Below are 18,706 nucleotides of genomic sequence, written 5' to 3' on the forward strand. Positions count from 1 at the left end.
GCCGGGACGCAACGGATGGAGAGGTGCCGCCATGGCCACCAGAGCTACCAAGACCGCAACGCTCGACGCCGTCGACGACGACGTGACGACGACCAAGAAGCCCGCCGCGCGCAAGCCGGCGGCCAAGACCACGCGCGCCCGCGCCACCGCCAAGGCCGCGGCCCCCGCCGCGACGGAGGAGGAGCCCACCGAGCCCGAGGACGTCGACGGCGACGCCGACGCCGAGGAGGAGACCGCGGTCGTGGTCGAGGAGACCGAGACCGAGACCAAGGACGACACCGAGACGCCAGTCGTCGCGGCCGCCGCTCCGGCCGAGCCGCTGCCCAGCGGCGCGCTCGTTCTTTCCTTCGGCGGCGACGACGACGAGGTCCCCGTCTACTCGACGGCGATCACCGGCGCCACGGCCGACCCGGTCAAGGACTACCTGAAGCAGATCGGCAAGGTCGCGCTCCTGAACGCGGCCGAGGAGGTCGAGCTCGCGATGCGCATCGAGGCGGGCCTCTTCGCCGAGGACAAGCTCGCCAACTCGAGCGACCTCAGCCCGGAGCTCGTCCGCGAGCTGCGTTGGGTCGCGAAGGACGGGCAGCGGGCCAAGAGCCACCTGCTCGGCGCGAACCTCCGCCTCGTGGTCAGCCTCGCCAAGCGCTACACCGGCCGCGGCATGCAGTTCCTGGACCTGATCCAGGAGGGCAACCTCGGTCTGATCCGCGCGGTGGAGAAGTTCGACTACACCAAGGGCTTCAAGTTCTCGACCTACGCGACGTGGTGGATCCGCCAGGCGATCACCCGCGCGATGGCCGACCAGGCCCGCACCATCCGCATCCCCGTGCACATGGTCGAGGTCATCAACAAGCTCGCCCGCGTCCAGCGCCAGATGCTGCAGGACCTGGGCCGCGAGCCCACGCCCGAGGAGCTGTCCCGAGAGCTCGACATGACCCCCGAGAAGGTCATCGAGGTGCAGAAGTACGGTCGCGAGCCGATCTCGCTGCACACCCCCCTGGGTGAGGACGGCGACAGCGAGTTCGGCGACCTCATCGAGGACACCGAGGCGGTCGTGCCGGCCGACGCGGTGGGCTTCACGATGCTGCAGAAGCAGCTCGAGTCGCTGCTGGACTCCCTCTCCGAGCGCGAGGCCGGCGTGATCCGCATGCGCTTCGGCCTGGGCGACGGCATGCCCAAGACGCTCGACCAGATCGGCGACACCTTCGGCGTGACGCGCGAGCGCATCCGCCAGATCGAGTCCAAGACGATGGCCAAGCTCCGCCACCCGTCCCGCTCGCAGTCGCTCCGCGACTACCTCGAGTAAGCCGGTGATCCGCTACGCGCCGGCGGTCCTCCTCGGAAGGGCCGCCCGGTTCGCAGCGCGCGTCCGCAAGCCCGGCGGAGGCTCCGCCGTGCCCGGACTCGTCTTGAACCGCCTCGCGCCGGGCTTCCTCCCGGCCGTGCTCGACGGCTTCACCGACGGCCTCGTCGTCGTCACCGGCTCGGCCGGGAAGTCGACGACGACCAAGATGCTCGTGGCGGTGCTCCGTGCCCACGGGCTGCGGGTCTTCACCAACCCCTCGACCGCGAACATCGCGCAGGGGCTGACCTCGGCGCTGCTCGAGCGCACCGACCTCCGCGGGCGGATCGATGCAGACATCGCCGTCCTGGAGATGGACGAGGGCCACGGCGCCCGGCTCGCGCCGCGGATGAGCCCGCGCGTCGTGCTGCTCACCAACGTGGTCGTCGACCAGATCGACCGCTTCTTCGACCCGGCCATGGTCGCCCGGATGCTCGCGACCATCGCGACCCGGGCCACGGGACCCGTCGTCCTCAACGCGGACGACCGCCACGTCGCCGACATCGCGACGAGCCTGCCCAGCGATCGCCTGCGCTGGTACGGCACCTCGTCCGCCGTCCGCGATGCGGCTGTCGGGGGGCTCGGCTACGCGGCCGACGCCGAGGGCCAGGAGGGTCGTGCGACGACCGTCGTCGAGACCACGGGCGGTGCCGCCGCGACGATTCGGAGCGACGGCGACGTCCTCGACGTCCGCCTGCCCGCTCGCGGCGTGCACTACGCGGTCGACGCCGCCTCGGCGGTCTCCGCGGCCCGCGCGATCCTCGGCACCCGCTTCCTCCCGGCGACGACCGCCTCCGCGCTCTCGTCGATCGACCCCGTGTTCGGGCGCGGCGAGATCGTGACGGTGCGCGGCCAGGAGGTCGAGTTCGTCCTGGTGCAGAACCCGGCGAGCTACCGCCTGAACATCGCGGAGATCCCCGAGGGCACCGAGCAGATCATGCTCGCCCTCGGCTCGGACGTCCGCGACCCCTCCTACTTCTGGCCGGTCGACACCGCCCGCCTGGGGCGAGTCCGGGTCGTCTCCGGCTCGAAGGCCCACGAGGCCGCGCTGCAGCTGCGCTACGACGGGGTCGCGATCGACGCGGTCGACGACGACCTCGGCCGTGCGCTCGACGCCTTCCTCGCGCTGCCCGCGCCGAGCCACGGGCGGAAGACGATCGTCTTCTCCGCCGACTCGATGCGGCGCACCCGCGCCCACCTCCAGCTCGCCTCCAACCGCGAGGAGACCGCGTGACCACCCTGCTGATCGGCGTGCTCGCCCCCGACGTCCTGGACAGCAACGGCGACGCGGCGAACGCCCGCGTCCTCGCGGCACGCGCCGGCTGGGCCGGTCTCGACGCCCGCCTCCTGCCGCTGCGCGAGAAGGCCGACTTCGCCGAGCGCCCCGATGTGCTCGTGGCCGGCACGGGAGCGGACGAGGACCTGCCCGCCGTGCTCGACCTTCTCCGCGCCGTCGGCGACACGGTCCACGGCTGGGTGCGCGACGAGACCGAGGTCGTCGCCGTCGGCGCGGGCTGGGAGCTCCTCGCCGAGTCGTTCGCGACGCCCGAGGCCGTCGTCGCGGGCATCGGGGTCCTCCCCGGTCGTGCCGTGACCTCCGAGCGCACGACCGACGACCTCGTCGTCGAGTCCGCGGCGGGCGTCCTCGTCGGCTTCGAGAACCACGCCCGCCGTTTCGAGGGCATCGATCCCGCGCACGTCCTCGGCCGGGTGCTGCACGGCACCGGTGACGGCGGGGGAGCGGAGGGCTACGCCGCAGGTCGGCTCCTCGGCACGCACCTCCACGGCCCCGTGCTCGCGAAGAACCCCGCCCTCGCGGACGCGATCCTTACCCGGGTTGTCGGGCGGCACGGTCTGGCCTACTCGACGCAGGACGAGCGGATCCGTGCGGCGGATGAGACAGCTCGAGCCGCCCGCGAAGTGATCGCGAAGCGGCTCGGAGTCGGCCGGTAGGGAGTCCCGCTCCCCACCGGCGAAGAGCGGGCTGACTAGGGGCGCTGCTCCTCGAAGAGGCGCGCCGACTCGTCGTGCCAGCTCTGGGCGATGCTGGAGAGCTTCTCCTGGTACTTCTTGCCGTGGTGCGCGCAGAACAGCAGCTCGCCGCTGTTCACCACGACACGGATGTAGGCCTGGGCTCCGCAGCTGTCGCAGCGGTCTGCCGCGGAGAGCTGCTGCGATCCAGCGAGCTCGTCCACGCCGTTCTGGGTTGCTGTGGTCGACATGACGTGGCCTCCTGCGCTCGGGTCTTCGACTTCGGTGGACTCGGCCTCTCGGCTCCGTCCTTCCCTTGGTCCAACCATCAAAGCACGCGGATGTTTCCCGGCAGAGTCGATCCCGTGGCATTTCGCTCTGCGCGTAGGTCCCCCGCCGCACTTCCCAGCCCGCGAGCACCGTGATCGCGCTCCGCCGCGCCGCGGCCGGGGTGTCGTCCCTCGAACCTAGACTGATCGGATGGCCTCCACCGACTACTCCGCACGGCACCTCTCCGTCCTCGAGGGCCTCGAGGCGGTGCGCAAGCGTCCCGGCATGTACATCGGCTCGACGGACTCCCGCGGGCTGATGCACTGCCTCTGGGAGGTCATCGACAACTCCGTCGACGAGGCCCTCGCCGGCCACGGCACCGAGATCAGCGTGGTGCTGCACGAGGACGGCAGCGTCGAGGTCCGCGACCGCGCCCGCGGCATCCCGGTCGACATCGAGCCCAAGACCGGGCTCACCGGCGTCGAGGTCGTCTTCACCAAGCTGCACGCGGGCGGCAAGTTCGGCTCCGGCTCGTACGCCGCCTCGGGCGGCCTGCACGGCGTGGGCGCCTCGGTCGTGAACGCGCTGTCGGAGCGGCTGGATGTCGAGGTCGACCGCGACGGCCGCACCTACCGGATGTCCTTCCACCGCGGCGAGCCCGGCCGCTTCGCCGACTCGGGCGAGCCGACTCCGGACGCCCCGTTCTCGCCGTTCGAGAACGGCTCCGAGCTGGAGATCGTCGCCAAGGTGAAGAGGGGCGTCACCGGGACGCGGGTCCGCTACTGGGCGGACCGGCAGATCTTCACCAAGGGCGCCGCCTTCCAGACCGACGACCTGGTCACCCGGGCCCGGCAGACCGCCTTCCTGGTGCCGGGGCTCACGATCGACATCGTCGACGACCGCGAGGAGGAGCGCCGCGCCGAGATGTTCCGCTACGACGGCGGCATCTCGGAGTTCGTCGAGTTCCTCGCTCCGGACGCGGCCGTCACCGACGTGCTGCGGCTCACCGGCAGCGGCACCTTCACCGAGACCGTCCCGGTGCTCACCCCCGGCGGCGCGATGGTGCCGACCGAGGTCGAGCGCATCTGCGAGGTCGACATCGCGTTGCGCTGGGGCACCGGCTACGAGACGGTGCTGCGCAGCTTCGTCAACATCATCTCGACGCCCAAGGGCGGCACCCACCAGACCGGCTTCGAGCAGGGGCTGCTGAAGCTGCTCCGCGCGCAGGTCGAGGCGAACGCCCGCAAGCTCAAGGCCGGCTCGGACAAGCTGGAGAAGGACGACGCCCTCGCGGGGCTCACCGCGGTGCTGACCGTGCGCCTGCCCGAGCCGCAGTTCGAGGGCCAGACGAAGGAGGTCCTCGGCACGCCGGCGGTGCGCGCGATCGTCGCGCAGACGATCACCTCGACCCTCGGCGCCGTGTTCGCCTCGACGAAGCGCGAGGACAAGGCGCAGATGTCGCAGCTGCTCGAGAAGCTCGTCGCCGAGATGAAGTCGCGGATCTCGGCCCGCGCGCACAAGGAGACGCAGCGCCGCAAGAACGCGCTCGAGTCCTCCTCGCTGCCGGCCAAGCTCGTCGACTGCCGCAGCAACGACGTGGAGAACAGCGAGCTGTTCATCGTCGAGGGCGACTCGGCGCTGGGCACCGCGAAGCTCGCCCGCAACAGCGAGTACCAGGCGCTGCTGCCGATCCGCGGCAAGATCCTCAACGTGCAGAAGGCGAGCATCGCCGACATGCTCTCGAACACCGAGTGCGCCTCGATGATCCAGGTGATCGGGGCCGGGTCCGGTCGCTCCTTCGAGCTGCCGGCCGCGCGCTACGGGAAGATCATCCTGATGAGCGACGCCGACGTCGACGGCGCGCACATCCGCACGCTCCTGCTCACGCTGTTCTTCCGCTACATGCGGCCGCTGGTCGAGGCCGGCCGGGTCTTCGCCGCGGTGCCGCCGCTGCACCGCGTCGTGGTGATGAACTCCGGCAAGAAGCCGAACGAGACGATCTACACCTACTCCGAGAAGGAGCTGCAGGGCGTCCTCGCCGGGTTGTCGAAGGCGAACCGGCGCTACCAGGACCCGATCCAGCGCTACAAGGGCCTGGGCGAGATGGACGCCGACCAGCTCGCGCTGACCACGATGGACCGCTCGCGGCGGACGCTGCGCCGGGTCAAGGTGTCGGACGCCGAGAACGCCGGCCGGGTCTTCGAGCTGCTGATGGGCAACGAGGTGGCGCCGCGCAAGGACTTCATCGTCCGCGGCTCCGAGACGCTCTCGCGCGACCGCATCGACGTCTGAGGGTCGTCCCGCGCCGTGGTGGCGCGGGACGACGGCCTAGAACTGCTCGGGAGCCGCGCCGATGCTGGCGACCGGGGCCGCGAGGGCGACGCCGGAGCCGTCGCGCTTCATCCCGGAGTCCGGGAGCGCTGCGACGCTGCCGTCGGCCTCGAGCGCGTGCGCCGGGCCGGGGCCGACCCAGGCGACGCCGAGGGCGGTCTCGCCCTTGAGGAAGCGCTGGGCGCGGACGCCGCCGGTCGCGCGGCCCTTGGGCGGGAACTCCGAGAACGCCGACACCTTGGCGCTGCCGGTGTCGGTGCCGGTGAGGGCCCAGCTGTCGACGGCGACGGTCGCGACGACCGTCTCGTCGCGCTCGGACTCGGGGACGACCGCGAAGGAGACGACCTCGTCGGTCTCGCTGATCTTGACGCCCGCCATGCCCGCCGCGGTCCGGCCCTGCGGTCGGACGGCCGACGCGGAGAAGCGCAGCAGCTGGGCCTCGCCGGTGACGAAGACGAGCTCGTCCTCGTCGGCCGACGGCGCGGCGCCGACGACCGCGTCCTTCGGCCGCAGCGCGATCAGCTCGATGTCCGGCCGGTTCGGCAGGTCGCCGGGGGCGACGCGCTTGACCGTGCCCTGCAGGGTGCCCAGGGCGATCGGGCGGGGGTCGTCGAGGGCGACCAGGGCGAGGACGCGCTCGTCCTTCGCGAGGTGGCTGAGGTAGTCGCTCATCCGGACACCCGCGCCGAGCTGCACGGAGGAGGACGGGACGGCGGGTACGTCGACGGGGGAGAAGCGCAGCAGGCGGCCGGCGGTCGTCACCGCGCCGATCTCGGCGCGCGTGGTGGTGTCGATGGCGCTGAGGACCGCGTCGTGCTTGCTGCGCCGGGTCGCGCGCTCGGGGTGCGGCGCCGCGTCCGGGTCGCGGTCGATGCGGACCATCCGACCGGTGGTGCTCAGCAGCACCCGGCAGGGCAGGTCGGCGATCTCGAGCACGGCGGCGGCCTTCCGGCCGGTCGTGGCGACGGAGGGGCGCGCCTCGGTGAGCAGGGTGCGCCGGGGCGTGCCGAGGCGCTGCGCGACCTCGTCGAGCTCGTCGGAGACCAGCGCCTCCAGGCGGCTGCGACTGGCCAGCAGCTCCTCGAGCTCGGCGATCTCGGCGAGCAGCGTGTCGCGCTCGGTCTCGAGCTCGATGCGGGAGAACCTCGTCAGGCGGCGCAGCTGCAGCTCGAGGATGTACTCGGCCTGGATCGTGCTGAGGTCGAAGACCTCGATCAGCCGGGCCCGGGCGGCGGCGGTGTCGTCGCTCGCGCGGATCAGCTGGATGACCTCGTCGATGTCGAGGATCGCGATCAGCAGTCCCTCGACCAGGTGCAGCCGCTCCTGGCGCTTGCGCAGCCGGTAGCGGGAGCGCCGGGTCACCACGGTCAGGCGGTGGCCGACGTAGACCTGCAGCAGCTCCTTGAGGCCGAGCGTGCGGGGCTGGCCGTCGACGAGGGCGACGTTGTTGATCGAGAAGGCGTCCTCGAGCGGGGTGTAGCGGTACAGCTGCTCGAGCACCGCCTCCGGGCTGAAGCCGGTCTTGATCCCGATCACGAGGCGGAGGCCGTTGTCGCGGTCGGTGAGATCGGTGACATCGGCGATCCCGCTCAGCTTCTTGTTCTGGACGCCGTCCTTGATCTTGTCGATGACCTTCTCGGCGCCGACGAGGTAGGGCAGCTCGGTGACGACGAGGCCGGACTTCCGGGCGGTGATGCTCTCGACCGAGACGCGGGCGCGAGTCTTGAAGCTGCCGCGGCCGGTCGCGTAGGCGTCGCGGACGCCGGCGAGCCCGACGATCGTGCCGCCGCTGGGGAAGTCGGGGCCGGGGACGAACGACATCAGGTCGTCCAGCGAGGCGTCGGGGTGCGCGATCAGGTGCCGCGCCGCTCCGATGACCTCGATCAGGTTGTGCGGGGCCATGTTGGTGGCCATGCCGACCGCGATGCCGCTCGCACCGTTGACGAGGAGGTTCGGGAACGCCGCGGGGAGCACCTCGGGCTGGTCGTGCGAGTTGTCGTAGTTGGGGACGAAGTCGACGACGTCCTCGTCGAGGTGCTCGGTCATCGCCGTCGCCGCGGCAGCGAGGCGGGCCTCGGTGTAGCGGGCGGCGGCGGGGCCGTCGTCGAGCGAGCCGAAGTTGCCGTGACCGTCGACGAGCGGGACCCGGAGCGTGAACGGCTGCGCGAGGCGCACGAGCGAGTCGTAGATCGAGGCGTCGCCGTGCGGATGCAGCTTGCCCATCACCTCGCCGACGACACGGGCAGACTTCACGTGGCCGCGATCGGGGCGCAGGCCCATCTCGCTCATCATGTAGAGGATGCGGCGCTGCACGGGCTTCAGGCCGTCGCGGGCGTCGGGCAGGGCGCGCGAGTAGATCACCGAGTAGGCGTACTCGAGGAACGACCCCTCCATCTCGGCCGAGACGTCGACGTCCTCGATGCGCTCGGTCAGGGAGGATCCGGAGGGAGGGGGTGCAGCGTTCATGTCTCACTTCGGTAGCGGGCGCGGGCACGGCGGGGCACGCTCCGCGGAGGGGCGCAGCGTGCGAAACTGGGCGCGATGACCCCCATGCTACCGGCCGTCCCCGCCGGGCGGCGGAGCCTCGCCGACGTCCTCCCCGGCGCTCTCGACGCCCTCCTCGGCCGATCGGGGACCTTCGGCTCGCCGCGCGTCGAGCGGATCGTCGTCGTCCTCGTCGACGGGCTCGGAGCGGCCAACCTGCGCCAGCGCGCCGGGCACGCCCGGACGCTCACGCCCGCGCTCACCAAGGCCACGACCCTCGCCTCCGGCTTCCCGACGACGACCGCGGCGGCCCTCGCCAGCCTCACCACGGGCCGGCGCCCGGGGGAGCACGGCATGGTCGGCTACCGCGTGCTCGACCGGGCTCACGACCGCCTGGTGAACCAGCTCTCCGGCTGGGACGAGCGGATGGTCCCGGAGCAGTGGCAGCCGCACCCCACCGTCTTCGAGCGCGCCGTCGAGGCGGGTGTCGCGGCGAGCGTCATCGGCGCCGCCCGCTACGCGCACTCGGGGCTCACCCGCGCGATCCTGCGCGGCGCCGAGTACCGGGTCGCCGGGGGAGTCGCCGAGCGCTTCGCCGCCGCGCGCGACCTGCTCGATCGCGGCGGCCGGCAGCTGGTCTACCTCTACGTCCCCGAGCTCGACATGACCGCGCACGCCCGCGGCTGGGAGTCGCCGGAGTGGACGACGGCCCTGGAGCAGCTCGACGGCGAGGTCGCGGGCTTCGTCCGCGGACTCTCCGGCCGCGAGGGCGTGCTCGTCACCGCCGACCACGGCGTGCTCGACGTCCCCGCCTCGTCGCACGTCCTCGTGCGCGATCCCGCGCTCCTCGAGGGCGTCCGCCACCTGGCCGGCGAGCCGCGCTGCCTGCAGCTGCACCTCGAGGCCGGGATCGATCCCGCGGCGGTCGCGGCGCGCTGGAGCGACGCGGAGGGCTCCCGCGCCTGGATCGCGACCCGCGACGAGGTCGCGGCGAGCGGCTGGTTCGGCGAGATCGGCGCCCCGGCGGCGGAGCGGATGGGCGACGTCTTCGTCGCCGCGCGGAAGGCGATCGCCTACTACTCGGCGGAGGACGCCTCCGGCCGGTCGATGATCGGCCAGCACGGCTCGCTCACCCCCGAGGAGACCCAGGTGCCGCTGCTCGGCTTCGGCGCGCTCTCCGGGATCTGAGTCCCGGGAGCGCGCTCGCCCTCTCAGGCGTCGACCGGTCAGGCGTCGACCGGTCAGTCGTCGCTGCGGGCCCCGAAGACGATCTCGTCCCAGCTCGGGATGGCGGCCCGGCCTCGGCGCATCGAGGTGCGTCCGCTCGCGGCGGGGTGCTCGGCGGCGGGTGCTGCGGGGCGCTCGGGCTCGGGGGCCTTCGGGGCGACGACCGCGGGGGCCTCCGGCTGCGGCTCCTCGCGCACCCGCGCCGAGGAGGCGTGGTCGCGCTCCCCGCGACGGCGCCGGAGCGCGTCGAGGAGATCAGCCGTGTCGTTGAGGTTGCGCTCGCGCTGCTCGGTCGTGCTGGTCACCGGGCGGGGGAGCGTGGAGACCGGACGCGGCGTGTCCGACAGGGCCGGCTGCGGCTCGGTGTCGGAGGGCCGGGAGGCGGCGGGACGGGAGTGCGGGAGGCGCGAGGGCCCCTGGCGCTCGGAGCCCGCACGCTCGGAGCCCGTGCGCTCGGGGCGCGACGGCTCCGCGGGCTTCGCGAACGCGTCGGTGTCGAAGCGGGTCGCCAGCTCGTCGACCGCGGCGGGGATGACGGCGCGCAGGCGCGGGATGAGCGTCGGCCGGATCTCGCCCTGCTGGGAGAGCGTGGTCGCCTCGGCGGTGAGGGGGGAGAGGAGCGCCTTCTTGGGGTCGAAGCGCCAGCGGGCGTCGTGGTCGATCTCGTCGGAGCGGAAGAGCAGCTTGACGACCCAGCCCTCCTCCTCCTTCCAGCTCGACCACTGCTCGCCGTCGGCGCCGAGGGCGCCCAGGCGCTCGCGGATGACGTCGCCGAAGGGCGTGCCCTCCTCGAGCGGGTCGGGGTCGGCGCTGGTGTAGACGCGGACCGCCAGGGCGGAGGCGACGATGTGCTCGCGCTCGGCCGTGACCGGGCCCTCGAAGCGGGCGACGTAGTCGAGGTCGGCGCCGGTGAGCTCGGCGACCTCCTCGGCGGAGAGGCCCGAGCGGATGTGCGACTGGATCTCGCGGGGCGACACGCGCTTCTCCCGCGGGGGCAGCGAGTGCACGCGCGGGCGCAGCTGGCTCTGCAGCGTCTCGTCGATGCGGACGGAGAACCGCTCACCGCCGTCCGAGACGAGGACGAGCGATCCGCTCTCGACGCCGATCACCTTCAGTTCCATCATCGTGCTGGACCTCCTTCTGGCCGCGGACGAGCCCGTGCCTGCCGCGAACCGGCTCAGGATCGCACGCCGACGGGCCGTTCCCCGGGAATACCGCGGGCGGGTCGAAAGTTGGTGCGGAGGAGGGCGCGGCAGCGGCTGTCAAGACGCGTTCGAAGCGGTTTGCGCATCGATACTTCTTGATGCACACTGTCCCCGCCGATTTGTTGAACGACTGAATTTAAGAAGTGGATGGGAATGGCTACGGACTACGACGCCCCCCGCAAGACCGATGACGACTCCGAGTCGATCGAGGCCCTGAAGGAGCGAGTCCCCGACAAGATGTCCGGTGTCGTCGACGTCGATGACGCCGACAACCCGGGCGGATTCGAACTGCCCGGTGCCGATCTGTCCGACCTCGATCTGGACGTCGTGGTCCTTCCGCCGCAGGCGGACGAGTTCACGTGCGTCAGCTGCTTCCTGGTGAAGCACCGCTCGCAGATCGACCACGAGGAGAAGCTCGGCCCGATCTGCCTGGAGTGCGCCGCCTAGGCCTCTCCCGGCTCCGAAAGACCAGCGCCCCGTCGCCGTGATCCCTCCCGGATCGCGGCGACGACGTCGTTGGGGCGCCTGCTCGACAGCAGCCAGTACGGCGTCGGGTCGGCGGGGTCCTCGATCGGGACCCGGACGACGTCGCGCACCCAGCCGCGGATGACGAGGAACGCCCTGGCGTCCAATCGCGGTCCGCGCTGAGCGAACGCCCGCTCGCCGGTGAAGGCGACCGCGTCGCCCACCAGCTCGAGCGGGATGTGCGCCCGGCCCGCCCGCAGCTCGCCGTCGACGACCTCGATGGTCGGCGACGTGGCCAGCAGCGTGCCGACGGTGCCGCCGTAGAGCACCAGCGCGACGAGGAAGCCGACGGACAGGTTGATCGGCGCGAAGACCAGGATGCTGGCGGGGATCACGAGGGCGGTGGAGACGAAGAGCCAGGGCGCGGGCCACAGCCTCTCTCGGTAGGACGGCATGTCCCTATTGCATCAGACGATTGGTCTACCCTCGTCACGTGAACGAAACCGTCGACGTCCCGATCCGCGCGGACGAGGTCCCGTTCTACGCCCACCCCGGTGACGCCGGAGCCGATCTGCGCTCCACGGAGGAGCTCGTGCTCGCTCCCGGCGAGCGGGCGAGCGTCGGCACCGGGGTCTCGATCGCCCTGCCCGACGGTCACGTCGGCTTCGTCGTGCCGCGCAGCGGGCTGGCCTTCAAGCACGGCCTCACGATCGTGAACGCGCCCGGCACCATCGACGCCGGCTACCGCGGCGAGATCCGCGTGGCGCTCCTGAACACCGACGCCCGCGAGCCTTACCGCATCGCCGCGGGCGACCGGATCGCGCAGCTCGTCATCCTGCCCGTCGTCCGGGCCCGCTTCACCGCCGTCGAGGAGCTGCCGGACTCCGTCCGCGGCACCGGCGGCTTCGGCTCGACCGGCTACGCGACCGCAGCACCAGCAGACGCCCGCACCAACGAGGAGAACGCATGAGCGACATCCAGCCCGCCGGCACCGAGGACGCGGCCGTCGAGACCGCCGCGCAGGACTTCGAGAAGTCCGCGCCCGCCGACCGCGCGGAGGCCGGCCCGCTCGACGAGCGCGAGGCCAACCCGGTCCGCCCCTACATCGACCTCGGTGGGGTGAAGGTGCTGCCCCGCGAGGGCATGCACATCCGCCTCGAGGTCGAGGAGGCGACCAAGCGCGTCATCGCCGTCGGCCTCGACTACGCCGGGTCCACTCTCCAGGTGCAGCCGTTCGCGGCACCGCGGTCCTCGGGCCTCTGGCACGAGATCCGCGGGCAGATCGCCGAGCAGATCGGTCGCCAGGGCGGCAGCACCGAGGAGCGCGAGGGCGTCTTCGGCCCGGAGATCGTCGCGCAGCTCCCGCTGGCCGGCGGCGGCGTGCGCGTCGCGCGCTTCGTCGGCGTCGACGGTCCGCGCTGGTTCCTCCGCGGCGTGATCGCCGGCGCGGGGGCCACCGACGAGCAGGCCGCGGCCGCCGTCGAGGACCTCTTCCGCAGTGTCGTCGTGGTGCGCGGCTCCGGTCCGATGCCCCCGCGCGACCTCATCCCGCTCAAGATGCCGGACAGCGGCCAGACCCAGCAGAGCGCGAGCTGAGCGGGATGGGCGCCGAGGGCGACCCGCAGCCCGAGCGCGCCGATCAGCCCGAGCGGCCCGAGCGTGCTGTCCAGCCGGAGGTCGGCGAGGCGATCGCGAAGGCCGCCCGCCGCTCCGGACTCGGCGTCGTCGCCGACGGCGAGCCGTTCGACGGCCGTGCACTGCTCGGCTCGATGGGCGGTGTCCGCGGCATCCTCGAGGCCGTCGTGCCCGGGGTCGCCTTCGTCCTCCTCTTCACGATCACGGGCGAGCTCGTGCTCTCGCTGGTCGCCTCGGTCGGGATGGCCGTGCTGTTCACCGTCGCGCGGATCCTCGGGCGCACCCCGGTCATCCAGGCGGTCGGCGGTCTGCTCGGCGTCGTGATCTCGGCCGCCCTCGCGCTGATCACCGGCCGCGCGGTCGACAACTTCGTGCCCGGTCTGATCACCAACCTCATCTACGGCCTCGTCTTCCTGGTCTCGGTGCTCGCGCGCTGGCCCCTGATCGGCGTCGCGGCCGGCTACCTGATGGGCGACGGCACGGCCTGGCGGGACGACCGCCGGAAGCGCCGGCTCTTCTCGCTGCTGACGCTCGCCTGGGCGGCCCTGTTCTTCGTCCGGCTCGCGGTGCAGTACCCGCTCTTCCTCGCCGGCGACGCCACGGCCCTGGGCACCTGGAAGCTCGTGCTCGGCCTGCCCCTCTACGCGCCGCTGCTGGTGCTCACCGTCCTGGCCGTGCGCGCGGAGTACCGCGGCGCGGCGGAGCGGGACGAGGCGGCTCCGCCCGCCGAACGCGCGTAGAGTTGTCTCGACGTCAAGATAAATAGTTAGGTCCTCCTTGGTGGCGGGGCGCTGTGCGCGGTCGCCAAGATGGAGATGGATATGTGGGTGCGCCCGTCGGCGGAGCCCACGTCAGCGAAGGAGAGGGCGACGTGTCCGCGGTAGACAGCTTTGGATCGAAAGACAACCTGAAGGTCGGCTCGACCGACTACGAGGTGTTCCGCATCGACCGGGTCCCCGGTCACGAGAAGCTCCCGTTCAGCCTGAAGGTGCTGCTCGAGAACCTGCTCCGCACGGAGGACGGCGCCAACATCACGGCCGATCACATCCGCGCCCTGGGCGAGTGGGTCCCGGAGTCGGAGCCCGACACCGAGATCCAGTTCACGCCCGCGCGCGTCGTGATGCAGGACTTCACCGGTGTGCCCTGCATCGTCGACCTCGCCACCATGCGCGAGGCCGTCGCGGCCCTCGGTGGAGACGCGAACAGGATCAACCCGCTCGCGCCCGCCGAGATGGTCATCGACCACTCGGTCATCGCTGACCTCTTCGGCACCCCCGACGCCCTCGAGCGCAACGTCGAGCTCGAGTACGAGCGGAACGGCGAGCGCTACCAGTTCCTCCGCTGGGGCCAGACCGCGTTCGACGACTTCAAGGTCGTCCCGCCCGGAACCGGCATCGTCCACCAGGTCAACATCGAGTACCTGGCCCGCGTCACGATGACCCGCGAGGTCGGCGGCGTCCTCCGCGCCTACCCCGACACCTGCGTCGGCACCGACTCGCACACCACCATGGTGAACGGCCTCGGCGTGCTCGGCTGGGGCGTCGGCGGCATCGAGGCCGAGGCGGCCATGCTCGGCCAGCCCGTCTCGATGCTCATCCCCAAGGTCGTCGGCTTCAAGCTCTCCGGTGCCATCCCGGCCGGCGTGACCGCCACCGACGTCGTCCTGACGATCACCGAGATGCTGCGCAAGCACGGCGTCGTCGGCAAGTTCGTCGAGTTCTACGGCGCCGGCGTCGCCCAGGTGCCCCTCGCCAACCGCGCCACCATCGGCAACATGAGCCCCGAGTTCGGCTCCACCGCCGCGATGTTCCCCATCGACGACGTGACCCTCGACTACCTGCGCCTCACCGGCCGCAGCGACGAGCAGATCGCCCTGGTCGAGCAGTACTCCAAGCTGCAGAAGCTCTGGCACGACCCCGCGGTCGAGCCGGTCTTCAGCGAGTACCTCGAGCTGGACCTCAGCACGGTCGTCCCCTCGATCGCCGGGCCGAAGCGCCCGCAGGACCGCATCGAGCTCACCTCGGCGAAGACGCAGTTCGAGTCGGACCTCAACAACTACACCGACGTCACCCACGACATCGTCGACCTCACCCTCGCCGAGTCGTTCCCCGCGTCGGACCCGGGCGAGCTCCAGCCGCAGGACGAGTACAGCTCGCACTCGCACACCCACCGCTCGCACGCGCCGACCACCGCGTCGAAGCCGACGACCGTCGAGCTGGGCGAGGGCCACGAGAGCTTCACGATCGACCACGGCGCCGTCGCGATCGCGGCGATCACCTCCTGCACCAACACGTCGAACCCCTCGGTGATGCTCGCGGCCGGCCTGCTGGCCCGCAACGCCGCGCAGAAGGGCCTCAAGGCCAAGCCGTGGGTCAAGACCACGCTGGCGCCTGGCTCGAAGGTCGTCACCGACTACTACGAGAAGGCCGGGCTCACCGAGTCGCTCGAGGCCCTCGGCTTCTTCACCGTCGGCTACGGCTGCACCACCTGCATCGGCAACTCCGGCCCGCTGCTCGAGGAGATCTCGACCGCGGTGCAGGAGAACGACCTCGCCGTCACGGCCGTCCTCTCGGGCAACCGCAACTTCGAGGGCCGCATCAACCCCGACGTGAAGATGAACTACCTGGCGAGCCCGCCGCTCGTCATCGCCTACGCCCTCGCCGGCTCGATGAACTTCGACTTCGAGGTCGACGCCCTGGGCACCGACACCGACGGCAACGACGTCTTCCTCAAGGACATCTGGCCCGACGCGGCCGAGGTCCAGGCGACGATCGACTCCTCGATCGACAAGTCGATGTTCGACACGCAGTACGCCGGCGTGTTCGACGGCGACGAGCGCTGGCGCTCGCTGCAGACCCCCGAGGGCTCGATCTTCGAGTGGGACGAGGACTCCACCTACGTGCGGAAGCCCCCGTACTTCGACGGCATGACGATGGAGACGACTCCGGTCACCGACATCGCCGACGCCCGCGTGCTCGCCAAGCTGGGCGACTCGGTCACCACCGACCACATCAGCCCCGCCGGCTCGATCAAGGCCGACAGCCCGGCCGGTCAGTACCTCGCCGAGCACAGCGTGGACCGCAAGGACTACAACTCCTACGGCTCGCGCCGCGGCAACCACGAGGTGATGATCCGCGGCACGTTCGCGAACATCCGCCTGCGCAACCAGCTCCTGGACAACGTGGAGGGCGGCTACACCCGCGACTTCACGCAGGAGGGCGGCCCGCAGTCGTTCATCTACGACGCGTCGCAGAACTACCAGGCGCAGGGCACCCCGCTGGTGATCCTCGGCGGCAAGGAGTACGGCTCCGGCTCGTCGCGCGACTGGGCGGCGAAGGGCACCAGCCTCCTGGGCGTCAAGGCGGTCATCGTCGAGAGCTTCGAGCGGATCCACCGCTCGAACCTGATCGGCATGGGCGTCGTCCCGCTGCAGTTCCCGCAGGGCGAGACCTGGGCCTCGCTCGGGCTCGACGGCACCGAGTCGATCAGCATCTCGGGCATCGAGGCGCTGAACGAGGGCGTGACCCCGAAGACGGTCCACGTCGTCGCCTCGCCGACGTCCGACTCGCCCGAGGGCAAGCAGCCGATCGAGTTCGACGCGGTCGTCCGCATCGACACCCCCGGTGAGGCGGACTACTACCGCAACGGCGGGATCCTGCAGTACGTGCTGCGCTCCCTGGTCTGATTCCGAGCAGATCTGCGCGCCTCCCTGCAAGCCGGGGAGGCGCGCACCTGTTCCACCGGACCCCGTGCGTAGACTCGGGAGACGTCCACACCCCTCAGACATCCCCCGGAAAGGCGGCGCGAATGGCTGTTCTCGAGACCATCTCCGGACCGCGCGACCTCGACCGCCTGACCCGGACCGAGCTCGAGACGCTGGCGCTGGAGATCCGCGACTTCCTCGTGCGCGAGGTGTCCAAGACCGGCGGCCACCTCGGCCCGAACCTCGGCGTCGTCGAGACGACCATCGCGATCCACCGGGTCTTCGACTCGCCGCACGACGCGATCATCTTCGACACGGGGCACCAGTCCTACGTGCACAAGCTGCTGACCGGCCGCCAGGACTTCTCCGGCCTCCGCCAGCGCGGCGGTCTCGCCGGCTACCCGCAGCGCTCCGAGTCGCCGCACGACATCGTCGAGAGCTCGCACGCGTCCAGCTCGCTGTCCTGGGCGGACGGCATCTCCCGCGCCTTCACGATGACCGGTCAGACCGACCGCCACGTGGTCGCCGTCGTCGGCGACGGCGCGCTCACCGGCGGGATGACATGGGAGGCGCTGAACAACATCAGCGACGACAACTCCCGCGGGCTCGTCATCGTCGTCAACGACAACGGCCGCTCCTACGCCCCGACCATCGGCGGCATGGCGCGCTTCCTCAACGGCGTCCGCACCCGGCGCACCTACCGCACGCTGCACCGCGGCTCCCGCGCCGTCTCCGAGCGCCTGGGCGGCCCCGCAGCGGCGGTCTACCGCGGTGTGCGCGGTGGCCTGCACGGCTTCCTCAGCCGCTTCATCAACAACGAGGCGCTGTACTCCAACCTCGACATCAAGTACCTCGGCCCGATCGACGGACACGACCTCACCGCGATGGAGGAGGCGCTCCAGCAGGCGAAGGACTACGGCACGCCCGTGATCGTGCACGCGATCACGCAGAAGGGCAAGGGCTTCGAGCCCGCCGTCCAGGACCTCGCCGACCAGTTCCACGCGGTCGGCCAGATCGATCCCGAGACCGGCGAGCCGCTGAGCGCGAGCGGCGCCCGCTCCTGGACCTCGGTCTTCGCGGAGGAGATCGTCACCCTCGCGGACGAGGACCCGACGATCGTCGGCATCACCGCCGCCATGCTCCGCCCGGTCGGCCTCGACCGCCTCGCCGAGAAGTACCCGGACCGCGTGTTCGACGTCGGCATCGCCGAGCAGCACGCCGTGACCTCGGCCGCCGGCCTCGCATTCGGCGGTCTGCACCCGGTCGTCGCGCTCTACGCGACCTTCGTCAACCGCGCCTTCGACCAGGTGCTGATGGACGTGGCGCTGCACCGCGCCGGTGTCACCTTCGTGCTCGACCGCGCCGGGGTCACCGGCCCCGACGGTCCGAGCCACCACGGCATGTGGGACCTCGCGATCCTCCAGGTCGTCCCGAACATCCGCCTCGCCGCGCCCCGCGACTCCGTCAGGCTGCGCGAGGAGTTGCGCGAGGCCGTCGGCGTGAAGGACGCCCCCACGGTCGTGCGCTTCTCCAAGGGCAACGTCGGCGACGAGATCGACGCGCTCGAGCGCCTCGACGACGGCGTCGACGTGCTGCTGCGCTCCGAGCGCCAGGACGTGCTGATCGTGACCGTCGGCCCGATGGCCGCGATGGGCCTCGACGTCGCGCAGCGGCTCGCCGCGCAGGGCATCGGCGCCACCGTCGTCGACCCGCGCTGGGTCGTGCCGGTGCCGCGCAGCGTCATCGACCTCGCCGCCGAGCACCGCCTCGTGATCTCGATCGAGGACGGCGTCCGCGTCGGCGGCATCGGCACCCGGATCCGCCAGGACCTCCGCGAGGCCGGCGTCGACACGGCCGTCACCGAGCTGGGGCTGCCGGACCAGTTCCTCGACCACGCCAAGCGCGAGGAGATCCTCGAGGACGTCGGACTGACTCCGCAGCACATCGCCCGCGACGTCGTCGCCCAGGTGCTCGGCAGCAAGATCCCGGTCGCGCGCCCGCTGCCCGAAGAGGTCGCGGCGCACGACGACGCGCGCAAGGACTGAGTGCTCGAGGACTGAGCACGCTCCACGC

General features: G+C 71.6%; 15 protein-coding genes. 11 read left to right on the forward strand and 4 right to left on the reverse strand.

Annotated elements, in window-relative coordinates; all coding sequences use genetic code 11:
• Positions 1-31 precede the first annotated feature (31 nt).
• The 3 genes from MT355_RS08620 to MT355_RS08630 all read left to right on the forward strand — a co-directional run bounded on the left by MT355_RS08620 (position 32) and on the right by MT355_RS08630 (position 3,295).
• On the forward strand, positions 32-1,306 hold the full coding sequence (locus MT355_RS08620; RefSeq protein WP_243599186.1) for an RNA polymerase sigma factor: 1,275 nt from the start codon (positions 32-34) through the stop codon (positions 1,304-1,306).
• Positions 1,307-1,394: 88 nt separating this feature from the next.
• Positions 1,395-2,576 (forward strand): Mur ligase family protein, encoded by a 1,182-nt coding sequence (locus MT355_RS08625; protein WP_243599187.1) that lies wholly within the window; start codon positions 1,395-1,397, stop codon positions 2,574-2,576.
• Positions 2,573-3,295, forward strand: a complete 723-nt coding sequence (locus MT355_RS08630; protein ID WP_243599188.1) for a hypothetical protein — start codon at positions 2,573-2,575, stop codon at positions 3,293-3,295. The genes MT355_RS08625 and MT355_RS08630 overlap by 4 nt, the downstream gene beginning before the upstream one ends.
• A gap of 35 nt (positions 3,296-3,330) precedes the next feature.
• Here MT355_RS08630 and MT355_RS08635 read toward each other — a convergent pair whose 3' ends face one another.
• Positions 3,331-3,564 carry a hypothetical protein gene (locus MT355_RS08635; protein WP_123445851.1) on the reverse strand — a complete coding sequence of 78 codons (234 nt, stop codon included), beginning with the start codon at positions 3,562-3,564 and terminating at the stop codon, positions 3,331-3,333.
• 229 nt (positions 3,565-3,793) lie between these two features.
• Between MT355_RS08635 and MT355_RS08640 the strand changes: the two genes are divergently transcribed.
• The gene (locus tag MT355_RS08640; protein ID WP_243599189.1) at positions 3,794-5,875 is read left to right on the forward strand and encodes a type IIA DNA topoisomerase subunit B; all 2,082 of its coding nucleotides are present in this window, start codon (positions 3,794-3,796) and stop codon (positions 5,873-5,875) included.
• Positions 5,876-5,911: 36 nt separating this feature from the next.
• Here MT355_RS08640 and MT355_RS08645 read toward each other — a convergent pair whose 3' ends face one another.
• Positions 5,912-8,380 (reverse strand): DNA topoisomerase (ATP-hydrolyzing) subunit A, encoded by a 2,469-nt coding sequence (locus MT355_RS08645; RefSeq protein WP_243599190.1) that lies wholly within the window; start codon positions 8,378-8,380, stop codon positions 5,912-5,914.
• A gap of 75 nt (positions 8,381-8,455) precedes the next feature.
• On the opposite strand from MT355_RS08645, the gene MT355_RS08650 reads away from it, so the two are divergent.
• Complete coding sequence (locus MT355_RS08650) at positions 8,456-9,586, forward strand: alkaline phosphatase family protein (protein ID WP_243599191.1); 1,131 nt, start codon at positions 8,456-8,458, stop codon at positions 9,584-9,586.
• Between the two features lie 53 nt (positions 9,587-9,639).
• Here the strand turns inward: MT355_RS08650 and sepH are convergent, their stop codons facing one another.
• Positions 9,640-10,749: a septation protein SepH gene (sepH, locus tag MT355_RS08655; RefSeq protein WP_243599192.1), complete on the reverse strand. Its 1,110-nt coding sequence runs from the start codon at positions 10,747-10,749 to the stop codon at positions 9,640-9,642.
• A 234-nt stretch (positions 10,750-10,983) separates the two neighbouring features.
• Between sepH and MT355_RS08660 the strand changes: the two genes are divergently transcribed.
• Positions 10,984-11,277 carry a DUF4193 domain-containing protein gene (locus tag MT355_RS08660; RefSeq protein ID WP_055792269.1) on the forward strand — a complete coding sequence of 98 codons (294 nt, stop codon included), beginning with the start codon at positions 10,984-10,986 and terminating at the stop codon, positions 11,275-11,277.
• Here the strand turns inward: MT355_RS08660 and MT355_RS08665 are convergent.
• Positions 11,274-11,750, reverse strand: a complete 477-nt coding sequence (locus tag MT355_RS08665; RefSeq protein WP_123445856.1) for a DUF3093 domain-containing protein — start codon at positions 11,748-11,750, stop codon at positions 11,274-11,276. The two genes, MT355_RS08660 and MT355_RS08665, sit on opposite strands and share 4 nt — an antisense overlap.
• 38 nt (positions 11,751-11,788) lie before the next feature.
• Between MT355_RS08665 and dut the strand changes: the two genes are divergently transcribed.
• The 5 genes from dut (at position 11,789) to dxs (ending at position 18,678) form a co-directional block, all read left to right on the forward strand.
• Entirely contained in the window at positions 11,789-12,265 is a 477-nt protein-coding gene (gene dut, locus MT355_RS08670) for a dUTP diphosphatase (RefSeq protein WP_123445857.1), read from the forward strand.
• A complete protein-coding gene (locus MT355_RS08675; protein ID WP_123445858.1) occupies positions 12,262-12,891 on the forward strand; it encodes a DUF3710 domain-containing protein in 630 nt (209 codons plus the stop codon). Before dut ends, MT355_RS08675 begins: the two co-directional genes overlap by 4 nt.
• Before the next feature lie 5 nt (positions 12,892-12,896).
• A complete protein-coding gene (locus MT355_RS08680) occupies positions 12,897-13,670 on the forward strand; it encodes a DUF3159 domain-containing protein (protein WP_243599193.1) in 774 nt (257 codons plus the stop codon).
• A 131-nt stretch (positions 13,671-13,801) separates the two neighbouring features.
• A complete protein-coding gene (gene acnA, locus MT355_RS08685; RefSeq protein WP_123445860.1) occupies positions 13,802-16,615 on the forward strand; it encodes an aconitate hydratase AcnA in 2,814 nt (937 codons plus the stop codon).
• Positions 16,616-16,737: 122 nt separating this feature from the next.
• Positions 16,738-18,678 carry a 1-deoxy-D-xylulose-5-phosphate synthase gene (dxs, locus tag MT355_RS08690; protein ID WP_123703583.1) on the forward strand — a complete coding sequence of 647 codons (1,941 nt, stop codon included), beginning with the start codon at positions 16,738-16,740 and terminating at the stop codon, positions 18,676-18,678.
• Positions 18,679-18,706: the final 28 nt, after the last annotated feature.

The organism is Rathayibacter sp. VKM Ac-2929 (assembly GCF_022815495.1).
Lineage (GTDB): Bacteria > Actinomycetota > Actinomycetes > Actinomycetales > Microbacteriaceae > Rathayibacter > Rathayibacter festucae.